The 19,681-nt window shown below is 51.9% G+C and carries 25 protein-coding genes; 5 read left to right on the forward strand and 20 right to left on the reverse strand.

Annotated elements, in window-relative coordinates:
- Positions 1-33: 33 nt before the first annotated feature.
- The 9 genes from KU854_RS13635 to KU854_RS13675 form a co-directional block, all read right to left on the reverse strand.
- A complete protein-coding gene (locus tag KU854_RS13635) occupies positions 34-186 on the reverse strand; it encodes a hypothetical protein (RefSeq protein ID WP_005475908.1) in 153 nt (50 codons plus the stop codon).
- The gene (locus tag KU854_RS13640; RefSeq protein WP_218359052.1) at positions 186-395 is read right to left on the reverse strand and encodes a hypothetical protein; all 210 of its coding nucleotides are present in this window, start codon (positions 393-395) and stop codon (positions 186-188) included. The genes KU854_RS13635 and KU854_RS13640 overlap by 1 nt, the downstream gene beginning before the upstream one ends.
- A 91-nt stretch (positions 396-486) precedes the next feature.
- Entirely contained in the window at positions 487-906 is a 420-nt protein-coding gene (locus KU854_RS13645) for a structural protein (RefSeq protein WP_255555558.1), read from the reverse strand.
- Positions 907-1,043: 137 nt separating this feature from the next.
- Positions 1,044-1,865, reverse strand: coding sequence for a hypothetical protein (locus KU854_RS13650; RefSeq protein WP_218359054.1), 822 nt, complete (start codon positions 1,863-1,865; stop codon positions 1,044-1,046).
- A complete protein-coding gene (locus tag KU854_RS13655; protein ID WP_218359055.1) occupies positions 1,865-2,524 on the reverse strand; it encodes a hypothetical protein in 660 nt (219 codons plus the stop codon). Before KU854_RS13655 ends, KU854_RS13650 begins: the two co-directional genes overlap by 1 nt.
- Positions 2,521-2,955 (reverse strand): chemotaxis protein, encoded by a 435-nt coding sequence (locus KU854_RS13660; RefSeq protein WP_159739254.1) that lies wholly within the window; start codon positions 2,953-2,955, stop codon positions 2,521-2,523. The genes KU854_RS13655 and KU854_RS13660 overlap by 4 nt, the downstream gene beginning before the upstream one ends.
- A gap of 2 nt (positions 2,956-2,957) precedes the next feature.
- Positions 2,958-3,329: a DNAase gene (locus KU854_RS13665; RefSeq protein WP_218359056.1), complete on the reverse strand. Its 372-nt coding sequence runs from the start codon at positions 3,327-3,329 to the stop codon at positions 2,958-2,960.
- Positions 3,326-3,475, reverse strand: a complete 150-nt coding sequence (locus KU854_RS13670) for a hypothetical protein (protein ID WP_218359057.1) — start codon at positions 3,473-3,475, stop codon at positions 3,326-3,328. The genes KU854_RS13665 and KU854_RS13670 overlap by 4 nt, the downstream gene beginning before the upstream one ends.
- Before the next feature lie 33 nt (positions 3,476-3,508).
- The gene (locus KU854_RS13675; RefSeq protein ID WP_218359058.1) at positions 3,509-4,657 is read right to left on the reverse strand and encodes an iron-containing alcohol dehydrogenase; all 1,149 of its coding nucleotides are present in this window, start codon (positions 4,655-4,657) and stop codon (positions 3,509-3,511) included.
- Positions 4,658-5,137: 480 nt separating this feature from the next.
- Here KU854_RS13675 and KU854_RS13680 point away from each other — a divergent pair, with 480 nt between their 5' ends.
- Complete coding sequence (locus KU854_RS13680; RefSeq protein ID WP_218359059.1) at positions 5,138-6,127, forward strand: porin; 990 nt, start codon at positions 5,138-5,140, stop codon at positions 6,125-6,127.
- Between the two features lie 149 nt (positions 6,128-6,276).
- Here KU854_RS13680 and KU854_RS13685 read toward each other — a convergent pair whose 3' ends face one another.
- Positions 6,277-7,149 (reverse strand): NAD(P)-dependent oxidoreductase, encoded by an 873-nt coding sequence (locus KU854_RS13685; protein ID WP_218359060.1) that lies wholly within the window; start codon positions 7,147-7,149, stop codon positions 6,277-6,279.
- Positions 7,150-7,466: 317 nt separating this feature from the next.
- Here KU854_RS13685 and zur point away from each other — a divergent pair, with 317 nt between their 5' ends.
- Both zur and KU854_RS13695 read left to right on the forward strand, forming a co-directional pair.
- Positions 7,467-7,922, forward strand: a complete 456-nt coding sequence (zur, locus tag KU854_RS13690) for a zinc uptake transcriptional repressor Zur (RefSeq protein WP_218359061.1) — start codon at positions 7,467-7,469, stop codon at positions 7,920-7,922.
- Between the two features lie 20 nt (positions 7,923-7,942).
- Positions 7,943-8,407, forward strand: coding sequence for a chemotaxis protein CheX (locus KU854_RS13695; protein WP_054779531.1), 465 nt, complete (start codon positions 7,943-7,945; stop codon positions 8,405-8,407).
- 62 nt (positions 8,408-8,469) lie between these two features.
- On the opposite strand, the gene pgi is transcribed toward KU854_RS13695, so the two are convergent.
- The gene (pgi, locus tag KU854_RS13700; protein ID WP_218359062.1) at positions 8,470-10,122 is read right to left on the reverse strand and encodes a glucose-6-phosphate isomerase; all 1,653 of its coding nucleotides are present in this window, start codon (positions 10,120-10,122) and stop codon (positions 8,470-8,472) included.
- Positions 10,123-10,395: 273 nt separating this feature from the next.
- Between pgi and KU854_RS13705 the strand changes: the two genes are divergently transcribed.
- Positions 10,396-10,815 carry a secondary thiamine-phosphate synthase enzyme YjbQ gene (locus KU854_RS13705; protein WP_218359063.1) on the forward strand — a complete coding sequence of 140 codons (420 nt, stop codon included), beginning with the start codon at positions 10,396-10,398 and terminating at the stop codon, positions 10,813-10,815.
- Between the two features lie 34 nt (positions 10,816-10,849).
- Here the strand turns inward: KU854_RS13705 and KU854_RS13710 are convergent, their stop codons facing one another.
- Genes KU854_RS13710 through KU854_RS13720 form a run of 3 tightly spaced genes read right to left on the reverse strand, consistent with a single transcriptional unit; the run spans position 10,850 to position 14,632 of the window.
- Complete coding sequence (locus KU854_RS13710) at positions 10,850-12,097, reverse strand: BamA/TamA family outer membrane protein (RefSeq protein ID WP_255555559.1); 1,248 nt, start codon at positions 12,095-12,097, stop codon at positions 10,850-10,852.
- A 27-nt stretch (positions 12,098-12,124) separates the two neighbouring features.
- Positions 12,125-13,210, reverse strand: coding sequence for an alanine racemase (gene alr / locus KU854_RS13715; protein ID WP_218359064.1), 1,086 nt, complete (start codon positions 13,208-13,210; stop codon positions 12,125-12,127).
- Positions 13,211-13,222: 12 nt separating this feature from the next.
- Entirely contained in the window at positions 13,223-14,632 is a 1,410-nt protein-coding gene (locus KU854_RS13720) for a replicative DNA helicase (RefSeq protein WP_054779529.1), read from the reverse strand.
- A gap of 175 nt (positions 14,633-14,807) precedes the next feature.
- On the opposite strand from KU854_RS13720, the gene KU854_RS13725 reads away from it, so the two are divergent.
- Positions 14,808-15,551 (forward strand): DUF481 domain-containing protein, encoded by a 744-nt coding sequence (locus tag KU854_RS13725; protein WP_218359065.1) that lies wholly within the window; start codon positions 14,808-14,810, stop codon positions 15,549-15,551.
- A 230-nt stretch (positions 15,552-15,781) separates the two neighbouring features.
- Here the strand turns inward: KU854_RS13725 and rplI are convergent, their stop codons facing one another.
- From rplI to rlmB, 6 genes are all read right to left on the reverse strand, one after another.
- Positions 15,782-16,231 carry a 50S ribosomal protein L9 gene (gene rplI, locus KU854_RS13730; RefSeq protein WP_054779528.1) on the reverse strand — a complete coding sequence of 150 codons (450 nt, stop codon included), beginning with the start codon at positions 16,229-16,231 and terminating at the stop codon, positions 15,782-15,784.
- Positions 16,232-16,264: 33 nt separating this feature from the next.
- Positions 16,265-16,492, reverse strand: a complete 228-nt coding sequence (gene rpsR, locus KU854_RS13735) for a 30S ribosomal protein S18 (RefSeq protein ID WP_002539422.1) — start codon at positions 16,490-16,492, stop codon at positions 16,265-16,267.
- A 16-nt stretch (positions 16,493-16,508) separates the two neighbouring features.
- Positions 16,509-16,811, reverse strand: a complete 303-nt coding sequence (priB, locus tag KU854_RS13740; RefSeq protein WP_218359066.1) for a primosomal replication protein N — start codon at positions 16,809-16,811, stop codon at positions 16,509-16,511.
- 9 nt (positions 16,812-16,820) lie between these two features.
- Entirely contained in the window at positions 16,821-17,207 is a 387-nt protein-coding gene (rpsF, locus tag KU854_RS13745; RefSeq protein ID WP_054779527.1) for a 30S ribosomal protein S6, read from the reverse strand.
- Positions 17,208-17,425: 218 nt separating this feature from the next.
- Positions 17,426-18,790, reverse strand: a complete 1,365-nt coding sequence (locus KU854_RS13750) for a DUF5666 domain-containing protein (RefSeq protein WP_218359067.1) — start codon at positions 18,788-18,790, stop codon at positions 17,426-17,428.
- A 152-nt stretch (positions 18,791-18,942) separates the two neighbouring features.
- Complete coding sequence (gene rlmB, locus KU854_RS13755; RefSeq protein ID WP_067419448.1) at positions 18,943-19,680, reverse strand: 23S rRNA (guanosine(2251)-2'-O)-methyltransferase RlmB; 738 nt, start codon at positions 19,678-19,680, stop codon at positions 18,943-18,945.
- Position 19,681 lies beyond the last annotated feature (1 nt).

Consider the following 19,681-nt stretch of genomic DNA (forward strand, 5'->3'; position numbering starts at 1 on the left):
ATCAAACGTCATATGACGAAGACAATGACGTTTTTAATGACGTTCTTCTAGACGAACAATCCGCTCTTCCATTTTTTCCATCGTTCGACGGATCCACTTGAGGTCGGTTTTAATCGCTACGCCAACACCAATACCACTAGAGATTGCGCTCACCGCAGCTATTATTAGGGTTTGGTATTCCGCCATTACTTACTCTCGTTACGTAGGGTTTCCCATAGACCAAGCGCCATCGGTACAAGCGTACCAATGAGACCACCGTAACTTGCACCGGACTCACTTACCGAGACCGTCAGCAGCTCAGGATGCCCTGACGCCGCCGCGACACCCGCCGCAATGAGCGCCGCTCCTTTGTAGGTGGACGGCTGTTTGATAAGATTTTCTAGATACTTCTTCATAGCAATTTGTTCTCCTTGAGAAACTTAAGCGCGTAGGCACTGATAATTGCCCCTAGCACCACAACAATGATTTTCTTTACGTCTTGCTTGTTCATGCCATTTGCACCCCTTGCTGAGCTTGCTCTAGGGTGTAATGGCGGCCTACTTCCATAATGGACATGGCATGAATCATTCGCGCTAACGTGCCATCGCTTTGCAGGTTAATTGGCGCATCTGGGCTCATGTTCAATTGCTTGGCCACGAAGTTGGCGTAATTGTCCGAGTCATTCTCATGGCTCGGTGCAAACTTATGGATAAGCTCACGGATACTCTCTAGGCCGTAGCGACCTTGATAGGTATTACGCAGCAAAATAGCCCCCGCTCGGAATCCATATTCCGGCGCTTGGAAGGTTTCAAAACGCTTATCAACGGATGGCGAGACTTTACCCACCCAGTTGTTATTCGCATTGCTCTCGATGTTGAGCGGGTTATTCGCTCGAACGCCGCGAGGCTTGATAACGGAATTGACCACGCTATCTACTCCTTGTTTTATGTCTTGAAGGACATCACCACCTGCGTCGAACGCTTCTTGAATGGCGGCGCTCTTATTCCGGTTCACGTAAAGAACGCCGCCCATGACAAGCGTGATGATGACCACCGCTACCCCTCTCACTGTGGGATGTCCTCTTCTTCGATGACGTCGACGATATTCATATCAAGCACACTCACGCAAAACGGTTCAGCGTAGAGCTCATGGATGTAAAGCGGGTTAAGCTCAATCGCTTTCTCTTTCCACATCACTTTTTCTGAATACTCTTCAAAGGTGAAACCCGCACGGTTCCAATCCAACTGACAAGCAAGGCGCAAGTTGTTGAACGTGTAAGTGAGCTGCTCAAGCGTCAGCTCTCGCGCTTGGTCGGGGCGATAGTGGCCGAACGGCAAGCGAATCACCTTGGTGTAGTTCGCAGACATCACCACGATATTGCCGTGGTCACGAGTCACCGAGACAGGCACACGGCCAATGAGGTCACTGAGCTCTGGCTCTGAATCGACATCAAAGCCCACATCCATCACAAGGCCGCCCCACTTATCGAGGTTGTCAAAGCCCACTTCATTGATGGCGATTTGGTAACGAATGCTGATGTTCACCACCAATTCGAGCTCTTTGTTGGTGTGCCCTACTGGGTCAGCAAACACCTGCTCGGTGATGTAATCCGGCACAAGGTCGCGATAATGAACGGGCGTCAGACCTTTTTTCTCTCGCAGGGAAAAGCAGTCCTTACGTTGGTAGTCGACATACATATCGTCGGGATACGGGATTGGTCGCAAGTCAAAGCTCTTAGGCTTAAAGATATTCACTTTCTCGCCACCACTGCCGCCGCTCCCCGTATCCAGCGCGAGCACGTATTCAGTCAGTCGCTCTACTTTGTTCACAGAGCTACCTTCACCAATGATTTGGAGAATCTTTGCTGCAATTTCTGTTTCAATCATTAGTAACAATCCATAACGTAAGCGCTATCGGTCGCCGCGCCTGTTAGCTCAACGACACCCGAGTATTCAAGCTCAATGGTCTCGCTTGGTGACAATGGGTAAGCACCATTCACAATCACATCACCGGTGTTATTCGCATCCGCTTTGATGGTGATTTTGATACGAGTCGAGCGGTAAGGAATGGACATTGGCAAGTTACCGCCACTCGCCCGAGCTCGGCTCGCTTTCTTCAACGTTACAGGTCGAGTACCGAGTGAAACCGCCATGTATTGATTCGATGCAATCTCAACTGGCGGTAGCGATTCGATTTTTACCGACTGACCGGACTCCAATGTCAAAGCAGGTACGCTCCCCAAATCGACGCTTTGGTTTGGCGCTATCTCCAAAGGTGGCGCTGATTCAATCACGACTCTTTGACCGTCCGTTGGTGGCTGAAAGTCGCCCTTACCAAATTGAATATCAATGATTTGGTCTTGCGGTGAATGAAGAAGAACACGCCCCAAGAGCGCATCGTTTTTCACCACTGAACCTTTAGGAATGGAAACGCGCTCACCGCTATTGGTTTCCATCACGATTTCAGCCGTTGCGAACTTAAGCCACACCCACGTGCCCGAAATGGTCACTGGATAAGGCTGATTTGCTTTCAACTCAAAGTTCATCGTTTCTTCAGTGCCATCATGGCCACCGCTCCTAGAATCAAGGCAATGACCACCAACATGATGAGCTGCTCTTGGCGCGTCTTGCTTTGGCCGTTGTCTTGTTTGAATTTCGCCAGTTCCATAACGGAATCGAGGCTTTGTTTGTTTTGCTCGGCTTGGTTACCCGCAAGCCCTGCCAACATTTGCAGGTTCTCCGAGTTGGCCGAGCTCATATCGTCTAAGGCATCCCCCGCAAACGACAGCGAGCCATTCATTGCATTTTCAGCAAATAACAGGCTTTTCTCGATGGCCCCGTGGTCGGTCGCCGTGACATTAATCGTTGATTCGTTAATGCCACTGATGGCCGTGCCAAGGTTATTGCCTGAAATGGCATTTTGACCGCTGACGTTACTGGTCGAGGTGACGTTCTTAGAGCTGGATTGACCACCCATAGTTACACTCTCATCGTTAGGTGCGTGGTTTTAGTAAGGGCTTTTTCTGTGGTGTTCAGGCGCTTAACCAAGCGTGCTAACGCAGGGAAATACGTCTCAGCAGAAATACTGGTCAGCCCTACGTTTTTCACATACTCAGTTAATTCTTTGATGCCTTTCACCACACCCACACCAGACACGCCCCATAGGTAATAGCTCTCTCCAATGATTTGTCCTGCCACTGTGATGTCGTAGCCCTCCCCCGTTAATTGATAGAGGCTCACGCGCCCTGTCTGGACTTCGGCTTTTAGCTCCTCAAAGTCCTGCGGACAGGCACGAAAGGCGACTTTCAATCGGGCTAGGGCTTCGGGGCTCTTAGTGACACAAACAATCATTTCTTACGCAGCACCAGAAAAGCCAAGACGATAACTACGCCACCAATCAACCAAGGGTTAACCCCTGTCGGGCTCCCCATGTTGATAGCGCCCACGCTCTGACCACTGTTATGGGAACACCCCAAAAACAAAAAAGCCGGATACATAAGGTATCCGGCTGGCGGGTATTCCGTTTCGTTTTACTGGAATGCGCTGTCCAGAATACGGCGGGTAACCTCAGGTGTTATGGCCTGGTGTTCGCCAATCGCCACCATTCCGTTCTCCTCCAGTTTGGTAATAACCGCATCAATCGCCTGCGCTTTTGTCATATCCGGTGCGACAAACTGGGTATCCACGCCCAGTGATTGGTAGAAACTTTCAATCGCATCAATGGTCTTGGCAGCCAGATCGTCAGCGTCGGCAAATCCAAACACATTGCGACCCATTTGTTCGAGCTTGGCGCGTTTGGCGTCAAGTTGGTCACGCAGTAGTGAGGGCTGGACGATGGCGAGGGAACGCGCGTGGTCAACATTCCAAAGCGCCGTGAGTTCATGGCCAATCATATGGGTTGCCCAGTCATGTGGAATACCGGAAGCCAGCATGCCATTGAGCGCCTGGTTGGCTGTCCACATCAGGTTTGCACGCCACGCATCATTGTCGCGCTCACCGAACTGTGCGCCCAGTACCAAGAGGTTTTTAAGCAGGCTTTCAGCGTATCCTTCCTGCACCATATTGCCCGTTGGATAGGTCAGGTACTGCTCACAGATATGCACCCAGGCATCAACAATGCCATTGAGCAATTGATGCTCTGGCAGGGTTTTCATCACGTCAGGGTCAAGCACGGCAAATTTGGGCTGTACCGCTGGCGAGAAAAAGCCACGCTTTGATTGCTCTGCGGCATAGGTCACTACCGCTGCACTGTTTGATTCAGAGCCTGTCGCCGGCAACGTCAGAATTGCACCAACTGGCAAAGCTTCAGACACCGTGTGTTTACCGGTCATGATGTCCCAACTGTCACCGTCATATTTCGCCGCTGCCGCGACAAATTTGGAACCATCAATCACTGAGCCGCCGCCCACGGCAAGAATAAAATCCACGCCTTGTTCTTTGACGATAGCAACAGCTTTGTCCATGGTTTCGCGGGTCGGGTTTGGTTCTACCCCGGAAAACTCCAGCCATTGATGGCCTTCCAACGCTTTGGCAAGTTGCTCATACACGCCGTTGCGTTTGATCGAGCCACCACCGTAAATCACCAGCACTTTGCTGCTGGCTGGAATGGCACTTTGGATTGCACTGATTTGGCCTTTGCCAAAATGAATTACAGTTGGATTGACGAATGTAAAATGCATGTCCTTTCCTAACAAGTCGACCCTTGAACAGTAGGTACTACCTTAGACCCATCCAGTTTGTGATACCAGAGCGGTTAAACCCGAAGTCTCTTTCGCAATACAACTACTGCACAGTTTTTGCTTCGCTGCGTTCCCATTAGCAGGCTTTAAACATACCAAACACCGACGTTAAAACCGTCAAAATGAGTGACGCGAATCGCAGACATCCTGGGCGTGCCGCACCTTTTCTCATGCATTTATTTAACCCCATCAACCTTGTTTTCCCGCCACCTGAGTAAATGACAAACCCATAGATTCAGCATAAACAGCTGAAAGGTAACGCATTTATTGTATTTTTTGTTCTTTTTATATTGTTTCATGAAATAAATCAGTGAGTTATGGAATACATTCGAGGCGAGCCTGTTAACAAGTAATGAGCGTTTTCAACGCTTTTGGCTGTTTTGGACCTAACAGACGATTTATTAAATGGAAATAAAAACAATGAATAAAAACTTACTCGCTATTGCTATCGCCTCTTCTGTTTTCACTTCTCAAGCGGTTGCAGTCGAGCTTTATAATGCAGACGGTTCTACATTCGCGATTGGTGGCCACGTCTCTGTCGCGCTTCACGACTCAGAAAACGGTGAACTGGAAGTAATTTCAGCGTCGCCACGTCTGAACTTCAACGCAACCCACGACATGGGCAATGGTTTTGTTGCTGATGCCAAAGGCGAATGGGCACTGAACTACCTGACCAACGGCGCAAACGCATTCACTACCCGTCTGGGTTACATCGGTCTGACGCATGAAGATGCTGGCCGAGTTGTTGTAGGTACCCAGTGGGCTCCTTACTACAACGCCGTTGCGCCAACCGATAAGCCTATCGCGTACGCCAACGACTTCACCTACAACGACCACGCGAACCTGGGTACTGGCCGCGCGGATAAAATGGTGAGCTACACCAATACGTTGGAACTGGGTGAGTCACAATCACTGACACTGGCAGCGGGTTGGCAGGGTCAGCACGTAGTCGAGAAAGAAAAAGTTAAAACAATTTACGACACGCGCCTGCAGGCAGCGATCAGCTACAACGTATCAGCGATTGGCCTGAACTACGCCTTCACTACAGGTGATGTGGGCATCCACACTGCAGAATCTCACATCTTCAGTGCAAGCTACGGTTCATGGGGCAAAGGCCTGTACCTGGCAGGTGTGTACTCCATGGGTGAGTACATGATTGAAGATCTGGCAGAAACCAATGCAATGGAGTTTCTGGCAGGCTACGCACTGAGCAACGGTGTCAACCTGAGCGTGAACTACGAAGCCGTGACTGACGAAGTGAAAGACAGCACTGTTTACGCAACCTCTGCAATCCAGGCTGAATACAAGTTCACACCTAAGTTTGTTACTTTCGCAGGTTACCAGTTCGGTCTGGACGGCACCCAGGAAGACAACAACGAGTGGAAACTGGGCGTACGTTACTACCTGTAACCTGACCGGTTTTTTAAGCAGACACGCTTAACAGACAAAAATCCCTGAGCCAGGCTCAGGGATTTTTTTATTTCAGGCGGCTTAGCCATTTGGGAAATCCATCGTGGGCACCAAAACCGCAAAGCCTTTGTGTGTTTCGGCGTGTCGGGCTATTTGCCCAGTGATTTGATAAGCACCGAGGTATCCATACGGCCAAGTCCCTGCTGCTGCAGATCTGCATAACGGCTGTCCACACTTTCGGTTAGCGACAGGGATAACCCATGCTTTTTTGCCTCTTCAAGACAAATCCCCAGATCCTTTCGCATCCAGTCGATAGCAAAACCAAAATCGAACTTACCCTCAGCCATGGTGACTGCACGGTTTTCCATTTGCCAGGAACCCGCGGCACCATGCTTAAGCACATCCACTACCTGCGCCACATCAAGGCCGGACTCTTTCGCCAGCAACACAGCTTCACCCAGGCCACTCAAGATCCCGGCGATGCAGATTTGGTTGACCATCTTGCAACGTTGTCCCTGGCCATGCGTGCCCATCAGGGTCGCCTGCTTGCCATAGGCTTTCAGCAGCGGGGCAATTTGCCCGAAAATATCAGCATCACCACCACACATAATGGTCAGGGCACCGTTCACGGCGCCTGCCTGACCACCGGAAACCGGCGCATCAATAAAGTGAATGCCTTTTTCCTGACAGGCTGCTGCCAGCTCTTCAGCCAGTTCAGCTGACGTGGTAGTGTGATCCACCAGCACACTGCCAGCCACCATGCCTGCCAAAACGCCCTCTTCTCCGTATACCACGCTGCGCACGTCATTATCGTTACCCACGCACATTGCGACTACCTGCGCGCCCCGAGCCGCCGCTTTCGGGGTAATGCCAACATCACCGCCATATTCCTGTACCCACTGCTGCGCCTTGGCTGTGGTTCGGTTGTACACGCGGGTACTGAACCCGGCATTGGCGAGATGTCCTGCCATGGGATACCCCATCACGCCCAGACCAATAAACGCAACCTGACTGACTTCCATGATATTTCTCCGTAATTTTTGGCGTATTATCCGATATGTTACTTGGAAGGCGGACAGCTTGAAAGCAAGTAAAACGAGCGGGAAAGATGCGGGATCAACACAGCATCCCAACACCGTCCCATCTCATTTTCTCCCGGCCGCGGACTACCCAGGTCACGCTTTGTGGTGAAAAAAGCTCAAAAAATCAGCAAGTGCACGGAAATTCATATCGACCTTCCACTACAATGGTAGAAAGGCGAACCGTGGTCACGGGCTTGCGGGTGCTTGTTTTGTTTGCTGTGATAGAATGACGGCTTCAGCCTGATTTTTGAGGTCTTATGGCCAATCTTTCACAACTCATTGCCCGGGCCCAGTCGCTCTGTGAGCAACGCGGTGTGCGTCTGACGGCACAGCGTGAGAGGGTGTACGAAATCATCGTCCAGAGTAAGCGTGCGATCAGCGCCTATGATCTGCTGGACGTGTTAAGAGAGACTGAGCCACAGGCTAAACCCCCGACGGTTTACCGTGCGCTCGATTTTTTGCTTTCTCAGGGGTTTGTGCACAAAGTAGAGTCAACCAACAGTTTTATCGCCTGTTGTTTGCCGGGGCATGAGCAACATTGCTCCCAGTTGTTGGTATGCGATACCTGTGGCACTGTGGAAGAGTGTCACGTTGATACACTCTCAGCAGCCCTTGAGATTGCCGCTCATCAGGCTGGCTTTGCAGTGAATCATCACGTTATTGAAACACATGGAATTTGTCACGCCTGTCAGGTGGCGACACAAAAAATGTAGTAGGACGGAAAATAACAATTATGCGCGCTGAATTCGTAAATCCTTTTTTAACGTCGCTGGTGAATGTTCTGACCACCATGGCACAACTGGAAGTGACGCCTAAAAAGCCTCAACTCAAAAAGACCGAAGTCGCCAAAGGTGATGTTTCCGGTCTGATCGGGATGATTGGCCCACAAACCAAGGGCTCTTTTTCTATTACGTTTGAAGAAGAGCTGGCGCTTGAAATCATGAGCCGCATGCTGGGCGAGCGCCCTTCCGGTATTGATGCTGACGTGACGGACATGGTCGGCGAGATCACCAACATGGTTACCGGCGGTGCTAAGCGCATTCTGGCCGATAAAGGTTTCGACTTTGATATGGCGACCCCGATTGTGGTTTCCGGCCGTGAGCACACCATTACCCACAAAAGCGAAGGCCAAATCATTCTCATGCCATTCGAATCTGAATACGGCCGCGCCTACATCGAAATCTGCTTCGACGACTGATCGTCGAATTCTGGATACAAAAAACGCCGCTATCGCGGCGTTTTTTTCATTTATTCAACAACTTATGCACGCCATTGTTTGAACGTGTTGATCAGACCGTTGGTTGAGCTGTCGTGGCTCGTCACTTCGTCCTGATCTGCCAGTTCAGGCAGGATTTGGTTCGCCAGTTGTTTGCCCAGCTCAACGCCCCACTGATCGAAGCTGTAGATGTTCCAAATCACGCCCTGTACGAAGATCTTGTGTTCGTACATAGCAATCAGCGCACCCAGGGTGCGTGGGGTGATTTGTTTCACCAGAATGGAGTTGGTTGGACGGTTACCTTCAAACACTTTGAACGATGCCAGCTCGGCGATTTCTTCTGCCGACTTACCAGCAGCCACAAATTCTGCTTCAACCTGCTCACGGGTCTTACCGAATGCCAGTGCTTCGGTTTGCGCGAAGAAGTTCGCCATCAGTTTTGGATGGTGATCGCTCAGCGGGTTGTGGCTGATCGCAGGCGCAATGAAGTCACATGGGATCAGTTTGGTGCCTTGGTGGATCAGCTGGTAGAACGCGTGCTGGCCGTTGGTGCCCGGCTCGCCCCAGATGATTGGGCCAGTCTGGTAATCAACAGGGTTGCCGTCACGGTCAACATACTTACCGTTAGATTCCATGTTGCCTTGCTGGAAGTACGCTGCGAAACGGTGCAGGTACTGATCGTAAGGCAGGATAGCTTCCGATTCTGCGCCGTGGAAGTTGTTGTACCACACGCCAATCAGTGCCAGCAGCACAGGCAGGTTTTCGGTGAACGGTGCGCTCTGGAAGTGGTTGTCCATGTCGTGTGCACCGGCCAGCAGCTCAATGAAGTTGTCGTAGCCAATAGACAGACAGATAGACAGACCAATCGCAGACCACAGTGAGTAGCGGCCGCCAACCCAGTCCCAGAACTCGAACATGTTGTCGGTGTCGATACCGAACTCAGACACAGCCTGACCGTTGGTAGACAGGGCAGCGAAGTGCTTCGCCACGTGCGCCTGATCTTCTGCCGTTGCCAGGAACCAGTCACGCGCAGACAGTGCGTTGGTCATGGTTTCCTGGGTGGTGAAGGTTTTTGATGCGATCAGGAACAGGGTGGTTTCCGGGTTCAGACCTTTCAGGGTTTCTGCAATATGGGTACCGTCAACGTTGGACACGAAGTGCAGGTTAAGACGGGTTTTGTACGCCGCCAGCGCTTCGCTCACCATGTAAGGGCCCAGGTCAGAGCCACCGATACCGATGTTCACTACGTCAGTGATTTCTTTGCCGGTGTAACCTTTCCACTCGCCGCCAATCACACGGTCAGAGAAGCTCTTCATCTTCGCCAGTACCGCGTTAACCGCTGGCATTACGTCTTCGCCATCAACCACGATTGGGCTGTTGCTGCGGTTGCGCAGAGCAACGTGAAGTACTGAACGGCCTTCAGTGTGGTTGATTTTGTCACCGCGGAACATCGCTTCAATCGCGCTTTTCACTTCGGTTTCATCCGCCAGCGCGAACAGTTTGTCCAGCGTCTGCTCACTGATCAGGTTTTTCGAGTAATCCAGCAGGATATCGTCACCGAACTGAACCGAGAATTTGTCAAAACGGTTTTCGTCGTTGGCAAACAGCGAGGTTAGGGTCAAATCCTGCGCATCTTCAAAGTGAGCGGTCAGTGCTTTCCATGCCGCGGTTTGCGTCGGATTGATGGACTTCAACATAGTTATTGTTCCTTTGTAGACAGAGTCTGTTATCGCGGGCACTGCCCTCCCGCGTCTTACAGAGGTCGGCAGCCACAGGGCTACCTCCAGAATTGCGTCATGTTACGACGTTGATCGCATCAACGCTAGGGCGTGACATGTTGTCATGTTTATATCGCTACTATTTTGCGCTAGGTCAGTGTTCGAGAGATAACCAGTTATTGCGTTGCCCAGCATTTGGCTATCATGGTTGTCCTGAACTTTACGCAATTTCCGTGAGGATGGTTGTTTTAAATGTGGACACAAAAAAACATTACCCTTCGCGCCCGTCCGCGCGGCTTTCACCTTGTGACAGATGAGCTGTTACAGCAGCTTCCCGAGCTTAAATCCTTGTCAGTGGGACTGGCGAATTTCTTTATCCAGCACACCTCGGCCAGCCTGACCATTAATGAGAATGCGGACCCGACAGTGCGCAGTGATATGGATGCCCATTTCGACCGCGCTGTGCCTGAGCGAGCGCCGTATTACCAACACACCTACGAAGGCGACGATGACATGCCGGCGCATATCAAAGCCTCACTGCTCGGCGCCAGCGTAACGGTTCCCATCACCAATGGGCGATTGGCATTGGGCACCTGGCAGGGCATTTACCTTGGGGAGCACCGTGACCATGGTGGGTCGCGGCGCATTGTTGTCACGCTGCAGGGCGAATAAAGAAAGGGCGGGATGGACAGTCCCGCCTTCATATTCAGAAGGGCTGGTTTATCATCACCCGGAACATGCCCTCTTCACTGCCGACGGCCATTTCCGATCGCACAACGATCCCTTCTACCTGGAAACGCATCGCCGCCCCGGCGCTCCATTTCATGTCCTGATGCAGTGTCGCCAAATCGTAGTCGTCGGCCACACGCCCCACATCCGCAAACAGTACCCATTGCCACCATGGCACCTGATACCAGTTAAACACCGGCAGGTCGCCCAGCGGTTGCCATTCCGGGATGACCCGGTATTCCGCACTGTAGCTCAGTGCGGAACGGTCGGCGTAGCGGCCGGACTGGAAGCTGCGTAGGCGGTACAATCCACCAAGCCGTGCTGCAGCAAACTCCGGCGGACGGCGGAATTCAAGCTGGCCGTTGATTGTCGAGGTGTCGTTCCAGCTTGGGGTATCTGCCGTGTAAACATTGAGTGCAAGCACCTGCTCTTTTGCGATACTGTCCCACTCGCCCACATCCCAGAACCAACTCTGGTTTGCTTCCCACTTCCACCAGCTCACACTGTCATCACTACCAGGGTCAAATGACACGATCAGTTCACTCGCACTGCCTGTCGTCGGACGGTTGCTGCTGTCTCGGTTGTCCCATTTAAAGCGGGTTTCCAGGCCACGAACCGACGTCGCATCTGAAAACGCACTGGGTGCATTCACGCCCTCTCCGGTCAGGGTGCGGGAATGATAGAAAGGGCGGAACTCAACTGAGGAAACCCCGCTTTCCCGCGGTGCTGAGCCAGTCACCTCTCGTACTGGCGATAACGCAGCACGGATAGGGTTTTCGGTTGCGGCGCCCCACGGCAGGATGTAACGGAACGACAGGTGATGCTGGGCATCCCGGCTGTCTGCGGTTGTCCGCCCATTGTAAGGGGAGTCATTGGCCGCGGCATGGCCGAGGTAGAAATCAAACTGTTTGAAATCCGCCTCGTAAAACTGCCCTCCGAGCAACCAGCGGCTGTCTGCCGACAACTGGTAGTTATTCGCGGCCACAAAGCCCATCCAGGTGCCTTTGGTGGTACCAAGACCGGCAGCAAACAGGGAGGCCTGGGGCTGTCCTGCTCCTTTCCAAAGCCCGGCCATGCCGGCAGAAAAGCCCATCACTTCAGTGGAAAATGCCAGAGGCACCACTTCGATATCCGGTGGCGCATCGGAACGGTTATCGGCAAATGCAGGCTTCCCTGCAAGCGCACAAAAAAAAGCCGCAACCAAGGTTGCGGCCTTAGAATTCAATGTTCTTTTCACTACCTACAACTTACTTCAGGTCGTTTGGGTATATACAATCTCAACGCGTGAGGTCAGGTTGGTCACCAGCTCATAGCCGATGGTACCGACATGTTGCGCAATTTCCTCCACTGGGAGGTCTTCTCCCCAGAGGATCACTTCATCACCGACACGGTCTGTTGCCTCCGGCCCCAGATCCACGGTCAGCATGTCCATGGAAACGCGGCCAGCTATGGTCACGCGGCGGCCGTTGACCAGCACAGGCGTACCATTCGGCGCCACGCGCGGATAACCATCCCCATAACCAATCGCGACAACGCCAAGCTTAGTATCACGCTCCGCTGTCCAGCGCGCGCCATAACCAATCGACTCGCCCTTTTTCGCTTCACGGACGGCGATAAGGCTGGATGTCATGGTCATCACCGGCTTGAGGCCAAACGATTTCCCCGTACGTTCAGCCATTGGCGAAATGCCATACAGGCTGATCCCCGGACGGACAAAATCAAAGTGACTGGCTGGAATGGTAAGGCTACCTGAAGAGGCAGCCAGAGACTTGAACCCAGGCTGACCGTCTGTCAGTTGTGCAAACAAATCGATTTGCTGTTGGGTCAGCGGCTTTTCCGGTTCATCGGCACATCCAAAGTGGCTCATAAAATGCAGCGGTTTTGCCACGTTAGGACAGGCATTGAGGCGCTCGATAAACTCATGCGCCTGCTCTGGACGAACCCCAAGGCGATGCATGCCTGTATCGAATTTGAGCCAGACCTGAAGCGGATGCTCAAGATGCGCTTTTTCAAGTGCCTCAAGCTGTTCAATACAATGCACTGCCGTTTGCAGGTTGTGGGTACTGACGGCTGGCAGGTCGCTGGCAGAATAAAACCCTTCCAGCAACAGGATGGGCTTCGTAATTCCGCCTGCCCGTAGGGCTACGGCTTCCTCCAACCGGGCAACGCCAAAGCCATCCGCCTGTGAAGACAAGGCCTTGGCAACCGGTACCAGACCATGGCCGTAACCATTGGCTTTCACGGCTGCCCAGACACGACTGTTTGGAGCCAGGGCGCGGATAACGTCAATGTTATGGTTCAGCGCCGCTGTATGGATGATGGCCGTGGCCGCTTTCATACTACCTCGCGGTTATTCTTCATCAAACGCAGGACCTGCGTAGTTATCGAAGCGGGAGTATTGTCCCTGGAAGGTGAGGCGCACGCTGCCGATAGGGCCGTTACGCTGCTTACCGATAATGATTTCCGCTATTCCCTTAAGCGGGCTTTCCGGATGATATACCTCATCACGATAGATGAACATGATAAGGTCGGCATCCTGCTCGATCGCCCCCGATTCACGCAAGTCAGAGTTAACTGGGCGTTTGTCGGCACGTTGCTCCAGCGAGCGGTTAAGCTGCGACAGGGCAACCACGGGCACATTCAATTCTTTCGCCAGCGCTTTAAGCGAGCGGCTGATCTCGGCGATTTCCAGGGTACGGTTATCTTGAAGGCCAGGCACACGCATCAGCTGGAGGTAGTCGACCATGATCATCGACAGACCACCGTGCTCACGCGCCACACGGCGGGCACGGGAGCGCACGTCCGTTGGGGTCAGGCCGGAGCTGTCATCGATGTACATATTCTTCTTCTGCATCAGAATACCCATGGTCGACGAAATACGCGCCCAGTCCTCGTCATCAAGCTGACCGGTACGGATTTTGGTCTGATCAACGCGGGAAAGCGATGCCAGCATACGCATCATCAGCTGTTCAGCAGGCATCTCAAGGGAGAAAATCAGGACTGGCTTTTCCTGATCCATGGCGGCATTTTCACACAGGTTCATCGCAAAAGTGGTTTTACCCATCGACGGACGCGCCGCCACAATGATGAGATCCGAGCCCTGCAGACCGGCGGTTTTCTTGTTCAAGTCGGCAAAACCGGTGGACACACCCGTCACACCGTCCTGTGGCGATTTGAACAGGATTTCAATACGTTCAAGGGTTTTGGACAGCACGCTGTCAATGTTCTGCGGGCCTTCGTTTTCCGAGGTACGCGATTCGGCAATGGCGAATACCTTGCTTTCCGCCATGTCGAGCAAATCTTCTGAGGTACGGCCATCTGGCTCGTAACCGGCATCGGCAATCTCGTTCGCCACGCTGATCAGGTTACGCACCATGGCGCGCTCGCGGACAATATCCGCATAAGCCACAATGTTTGCCGCACTCGGGGTATTTTTCGCCAGCTCAGCCAGGTAGGCAAAACCGCCCACTTCATCCAGTTGGCTGTGCTTTTCAAGGTGCTCAGAAAGAGTGATAAGGTCAAGCGGTTGACCGGATTCCAGCAGTTGTTTGGTGCCTTCAAAAATCAGGCGGTGCGGACGGCTGTAAAAGTCGGACGCGACCACTTTTTCTGCGACGCTGTCCCAGCGCTCGTTATCCAGCATCAAGCCACCGATCACCGACTGCTCGGCTTCGAGCGAATGCGGCGGTACCTTGAGGGCATCCACCTGACGGTCTCTGGGTTTGCTGGAGTTAAATTGCTTGCTGCGTTGCTCTGCCATATCACTTATTACCTTGTCATTTCGCCCGCCATTATACCCAGAACCTTTCCAGAATAACTATCGGTACGACGGGTGCGGAAGCGACAACTTTTTACCTGCCAATTTAACTTGTTGCTGACCATTTTCAGGCGGTTTCCGCTAGAATGCGCGTCTTGTTGTTGTAATGGTAACCCATATGACGTCGTCGCAGTTAAACGCGTCTCTGTTTTGTCTGGTCATACTGCCTTTGTTTGCCCATGCGGAAGTGGATGATCCGTGGCAGTCTCAGGTAGAACTCGGGCTTCAGGCGCTTGCCGGTAACTCGGACTCCCTAACCCTGAACAGCCGCCTTGGGGTGAATTATACCGAAGGCCCTTACCGTCATACCTCCGAGGCAAAATTCCTTCTGGTTGAAAAAGACGGCGAGGAAGACAAGCGCAAAAGCGAACTGGAAAGCCAGGCCAACTACAAGTTTGACCCTAAACGCTATGTGTGGGGAAACATCACCTTTACCGACGACAAATATGGCCCTTATTTCGAGGACATGATTGTTGCGGTCGGCTTGGGTTATCAAGCTTTGTGGCGGGAAGATTTGTCTTTGCTGCTGGAGCTTGGCCCTGGTTTTCGTTACCAGACCCCCAACCTCGACGAAATCGATGACGATGATCTGATCCTGCCCAACGACGTGCGCGAATTCATTGCCCGCGGACAGGCTGCGCTGACGTGGCAGATGACAGACTCTGCTTTGTTTGAAGGACGTATTACAGCGATTTACGGCCCCAGCAACACCAGCTTTGAAGCACGGGCTGCGGTGTCTACCCGTTTGATTGGCGATCTGGCCATCAAGGTCAGCACCACCCAAAACTACATCAATGAAGTGCCACCCGGGCTGAAAAACCGCGATTCAATTTTCACTGTGAGTATGGTGTACAAGTTCTAGGTCCTGGGTACTGGGTACTGGGTACTGGGTACTGGGTACTGGGTACTGGGTACTGGGTACTGCAAGATTTTGGATGGTATCCGCATAGAGGCAGCTAATTGCTCTTTCCTAGGACCTTCTTGTCCTAGGAACCAGGGCCGCTTTTGCTTTTCCTAGGCTCACTTTCCCAAATTCCAGGCACAAAAAAACCGGCCATAAGGCCGGTCTTTTCAAAGCTACGTGCTTCTGAATTACTCAGCAACAACGTTAACTTTAACAGTAGCGAATACTTCAGAGTGCAGTTGCAGGCTGATTTCGTATTCACCAGTGTTACGCAGTGCACCTTCTGGCAGGCGAACTTCGCTCTTCGCTACAGCAACGCCAGCTGCAGTTACAGCGTCAGCGATGTCACGAGTACCGATAGAACCGAACAGTTTACCTTCGTCACCAGCTTTAGAAGCGATTTCAACCACTTCCAGTGCAGCAACTTTCTCTGCGCGTGCTTCTGCAGCAGCCAGAGCTTCAGCTACTTTCGCTTCCAGATCCGCACGACGTGCTTCAAAGTGCTCAACGTTAGCTTTAGTTGCCATTACTGCCTTACCTTGTGGGATAAGGAAGTTACGTGCGTAACCAGACTTAACAGTTACCTGATCACCCAGACCACCCAGGTTAGCGATTTTATCAAGCAGAATAACTTGCATTATCTATTCCTCTATTAACTTGGACAGTGCCGATTACTGATGTTTGTCAGTGTATGGCAGCAGAGCCAGGTAACGTGAACGCTTGATAGCGCGTGCCAGCTGACGCTGGTACTTAGCACGGGTACCAGTGATACGGCTAGGTACGATTTTACCAGCTTCGGTGATGTAGTTTTTCAGAGTCGCTACGTCTTTGTAATCGATCTCTTGTACGCCTTCTGCAGTGAAACGGCAGAATTTACGACGACGGAAGAAACGTGCCATGGGCTTATCTCCTGATCTAAATATCTATGATGTTGTCGGCATGTAACACTAATTTACCTGCGCCATTTCGGCCGGTCTGATAAGCGAGAAAACCACTTACCTTAATGTTACTGCCAAGAGCTAAATGCTGTGTTTTGCTTTGCGACCCTTGCCCGCTCACTACTACCGGTAACCGGCAGTAGACTTGCCGCGACAATCCAGCTTCCTGTTGTTCCGAACGATGCTCAAGCACAAAGTGACAATGAGGTATTCCGGCAGGACTCTGTTTTCGAATCGGGCCTTGGGTGAGAACACCGGCCAGCTCAATCCGATTGGTCATCAAATCAAATTACTCAGCTGCTGCTTCGTCTTCAGATTGTGCTTCAGCACGCTCTTCGCGACGTGGTGCGCGCTCTTCTTTAGCCTTCATCATTACAGATGGCTCAGTGATAGCGCCTTTGGTACGCATGATCATGTTACGGATCACAGCGTCGTTGAAGCGGAACGCAGTTTCCAGCTCATCAACAACTGATTGCTCAGCTTCAACGTTCATCAGAACGTAGTGTGCTTTGTGCAGTTTGTTGATTGGGTAAGCCAGTTGACGACGGCCCCAGTCTTCCAGACGGTGGATCTGACCACCTGACTCTTTGATAGAACCAGTGTAACGCTCGATCATGCCAGCAACTTGCTCGCTTTGATCAGGGTGCACCATGAATACGATTTCGTAATGACGCATTGGTTGCTCCTTACGGATTATTCAGCTTCCACGCTTGGCCCAGTCATCCAGCGGAAGCAAGGAACGAAAGTAAAAGACCGGGAATTTGGAGGCAGGATAGTACAGAGAATCGACGATTGAAGCAAGTGAAATGTTTTCTATAGCAACTCATTGATGGCGATAAAAAAGACAAAAGGCAGCGTCTGCTGCCTTTGGTAAAACCGCAATCACGATTGCGCTCAGTCGTCTAACTCAACACTCACGGCCAACAAGGCATCCGTTGCTTCTATCTCCAGCGTATCACCCACGGAAATATCACCGATAGCGGAGATACCGCCACTGTAGGTGGTGCTGCCATCGACCGTGAGAGTCAACCCCAACAGACTGATGCTGCTGCCAGATACCGCTGTCACTTTGCCTTTGATTTCCGGGTTGTCGTTGTCATCGTTTTTACGCTCAAACAATGCGGCGACGTAATCCCCGCTGCTGCTTTCAAACCCTTTCACTTTCACAAAGTCACCAACACTGACATCGTTGATATCGAAAAAGCGTTCATTGTCAGAAGAGTCATCTTCCATTTTGGTTTGATTGGTAATGACAAATTCGACCCCGAGCACGCTAACAGTGCTTGCACCGATATCAATCGCTGTCACATTGGCTTCGAGTCCAACTTTACTGGCGTTGTGCAGCTTAATTTTGCTGGCGACGAGTTCACCATCACTGTTGAAGCTGCCAAACACTTTCACCCGCACATTCAAGGCGAGTCCCGCGGCACTGCCGTCATCGTAACGGGTCGAGGATGTAGTAGTCACCGCGACCCCATTGACCTCAAAATCACTGACTGAGGTGAAAGCGGTGATATACCCTTCAAGGCTTCCCCGTTCACCATCCTCATAGCTTTCTTCTTTGGATTTAACCTGATTGACGGTAAAAGTGCTGGTGCCGGAGTTAAAGTTTGCTGCATCACCTTTCACCCTAACAGCCATACCGTTGACCAGTGCTGAGGCGGAGGTTTGAACGAAACTCGCTGAAGAATAGTTAATGATGAGTCCGCCAAGTACAAAGGTTTGCGCACCATTGTTGAGGCTGCGGATATTGCCCTGCACCTTATATGTCGAAACTGAACCGGTTTCTTTCTCGATCCGGGTGGCATACAGGGTATTGTCTGCACGGGTAAAGCCGCTGATCTCAAGGAAATCACCGTTAACCAACGTACTCAGATCCAACGAACCAATGGAGGTTAAATCATCATAAATAATGGTTTGTCCCAACACCGTAAACGTCCGGTTGGCTATATCCACCGTCCCAACCAGAGGCCCTTTGAGCTGTTCTTCATAGTGAATTGAGGTTGCCTCACCCGTCACGCCATCATCATTGACTGTGCCATCGATGGTCACCACCATCCCCACTTCAAGCTCACTTTCCGTCGCCCCGGCATTGTCATCAGTCGATATCGAAGTATTGGTTGTTTCGTACTCGACGCCATTGATAAACACACTGCCAAAACCGGTTATTACCCCGCTGGTTGCAGTCGTTGAGTTACTGCTCGCTCCCGAACCATCCGAGCCACCACCACAGCTTGCCAATGGCAAGGAAACCAACAATACCCAGCCTAATTTTCGTCATTCAATCCATTGCATTTTAGCGCCCTCAAAACTGCTGTCTCACTTTTGACTATAGTCACACAAACTGTAAGGGCACAAAAAAAACCGCCTTCATTGAGGCGGTTTTTCACGTTTGGATAAACTGTTTGTTATTATCCGCGGCGCTGGCGCACGGCTTCAAACAGACAGATACCGGTGGCGACTGACACGTTCAGGCTCGATACGCTGCCTGCCATCGGGATGCTGATCAGGTCGTCACAGGTTTCACGGGTCAGGCGGCGCATGCCGTCACCTTCCGCGCCCATCACAATTGCCAACGGACCGGTCAATTTCGCATCGTACACATCGTGCGTTGCTTCACCGGCAGTACCAACAAACCAGACACCTTTTTCCTGCAGTGCGCGCATGGTGCGGGCCAGGTTGGTCACACGAACCAAAGGCACCACTTCTGCTGCGCCAACCGCTACTTTACGTGCCGTTGCATTCAGCTGCGCCGACTTGTCTTTCGGCACGATCACTGCACAAACACCTGCGGCATCAGCATTACGCAGACATGCCCCCAGGTTATGAGGGTCAGTCACGCCATCGAGTACCAGCAGCAGCGGATTTTCTTTACCATCGAGGATGATATCCAGATCGTTTTCATTGTACTGGCGACCCGGTTTCACACGGGCAATCAGCCCCTGGTGTGATGCCCCCTTCGCTTTGTCATCCAGTGCTTTGCGCCCCATCTCCTGCATGGTGATGCCAAGACGGGTCAGTTCGTTCAATACAGGCAAAACACGGTCATCCTGACGGCCTTTCAGTACGAACACCTCAATAAAGCGCGACGGGTCAGATTCCAGTACGGCTTTAACGGCGTGAATGCCGTAAATCATTTCATTGCTCATG

The organism is Enterovibrio paralichthyis (assembly GCF_019209835.1).
In the GTDB taxonomy this organism is placed as follows: domain Bacteria; phylum Pseudomonadota; class Gammaproteobacteria; order Enterobacterales; family Vibrionaceae; genus Enterovibrio; species Enterovibrio paralichthyis.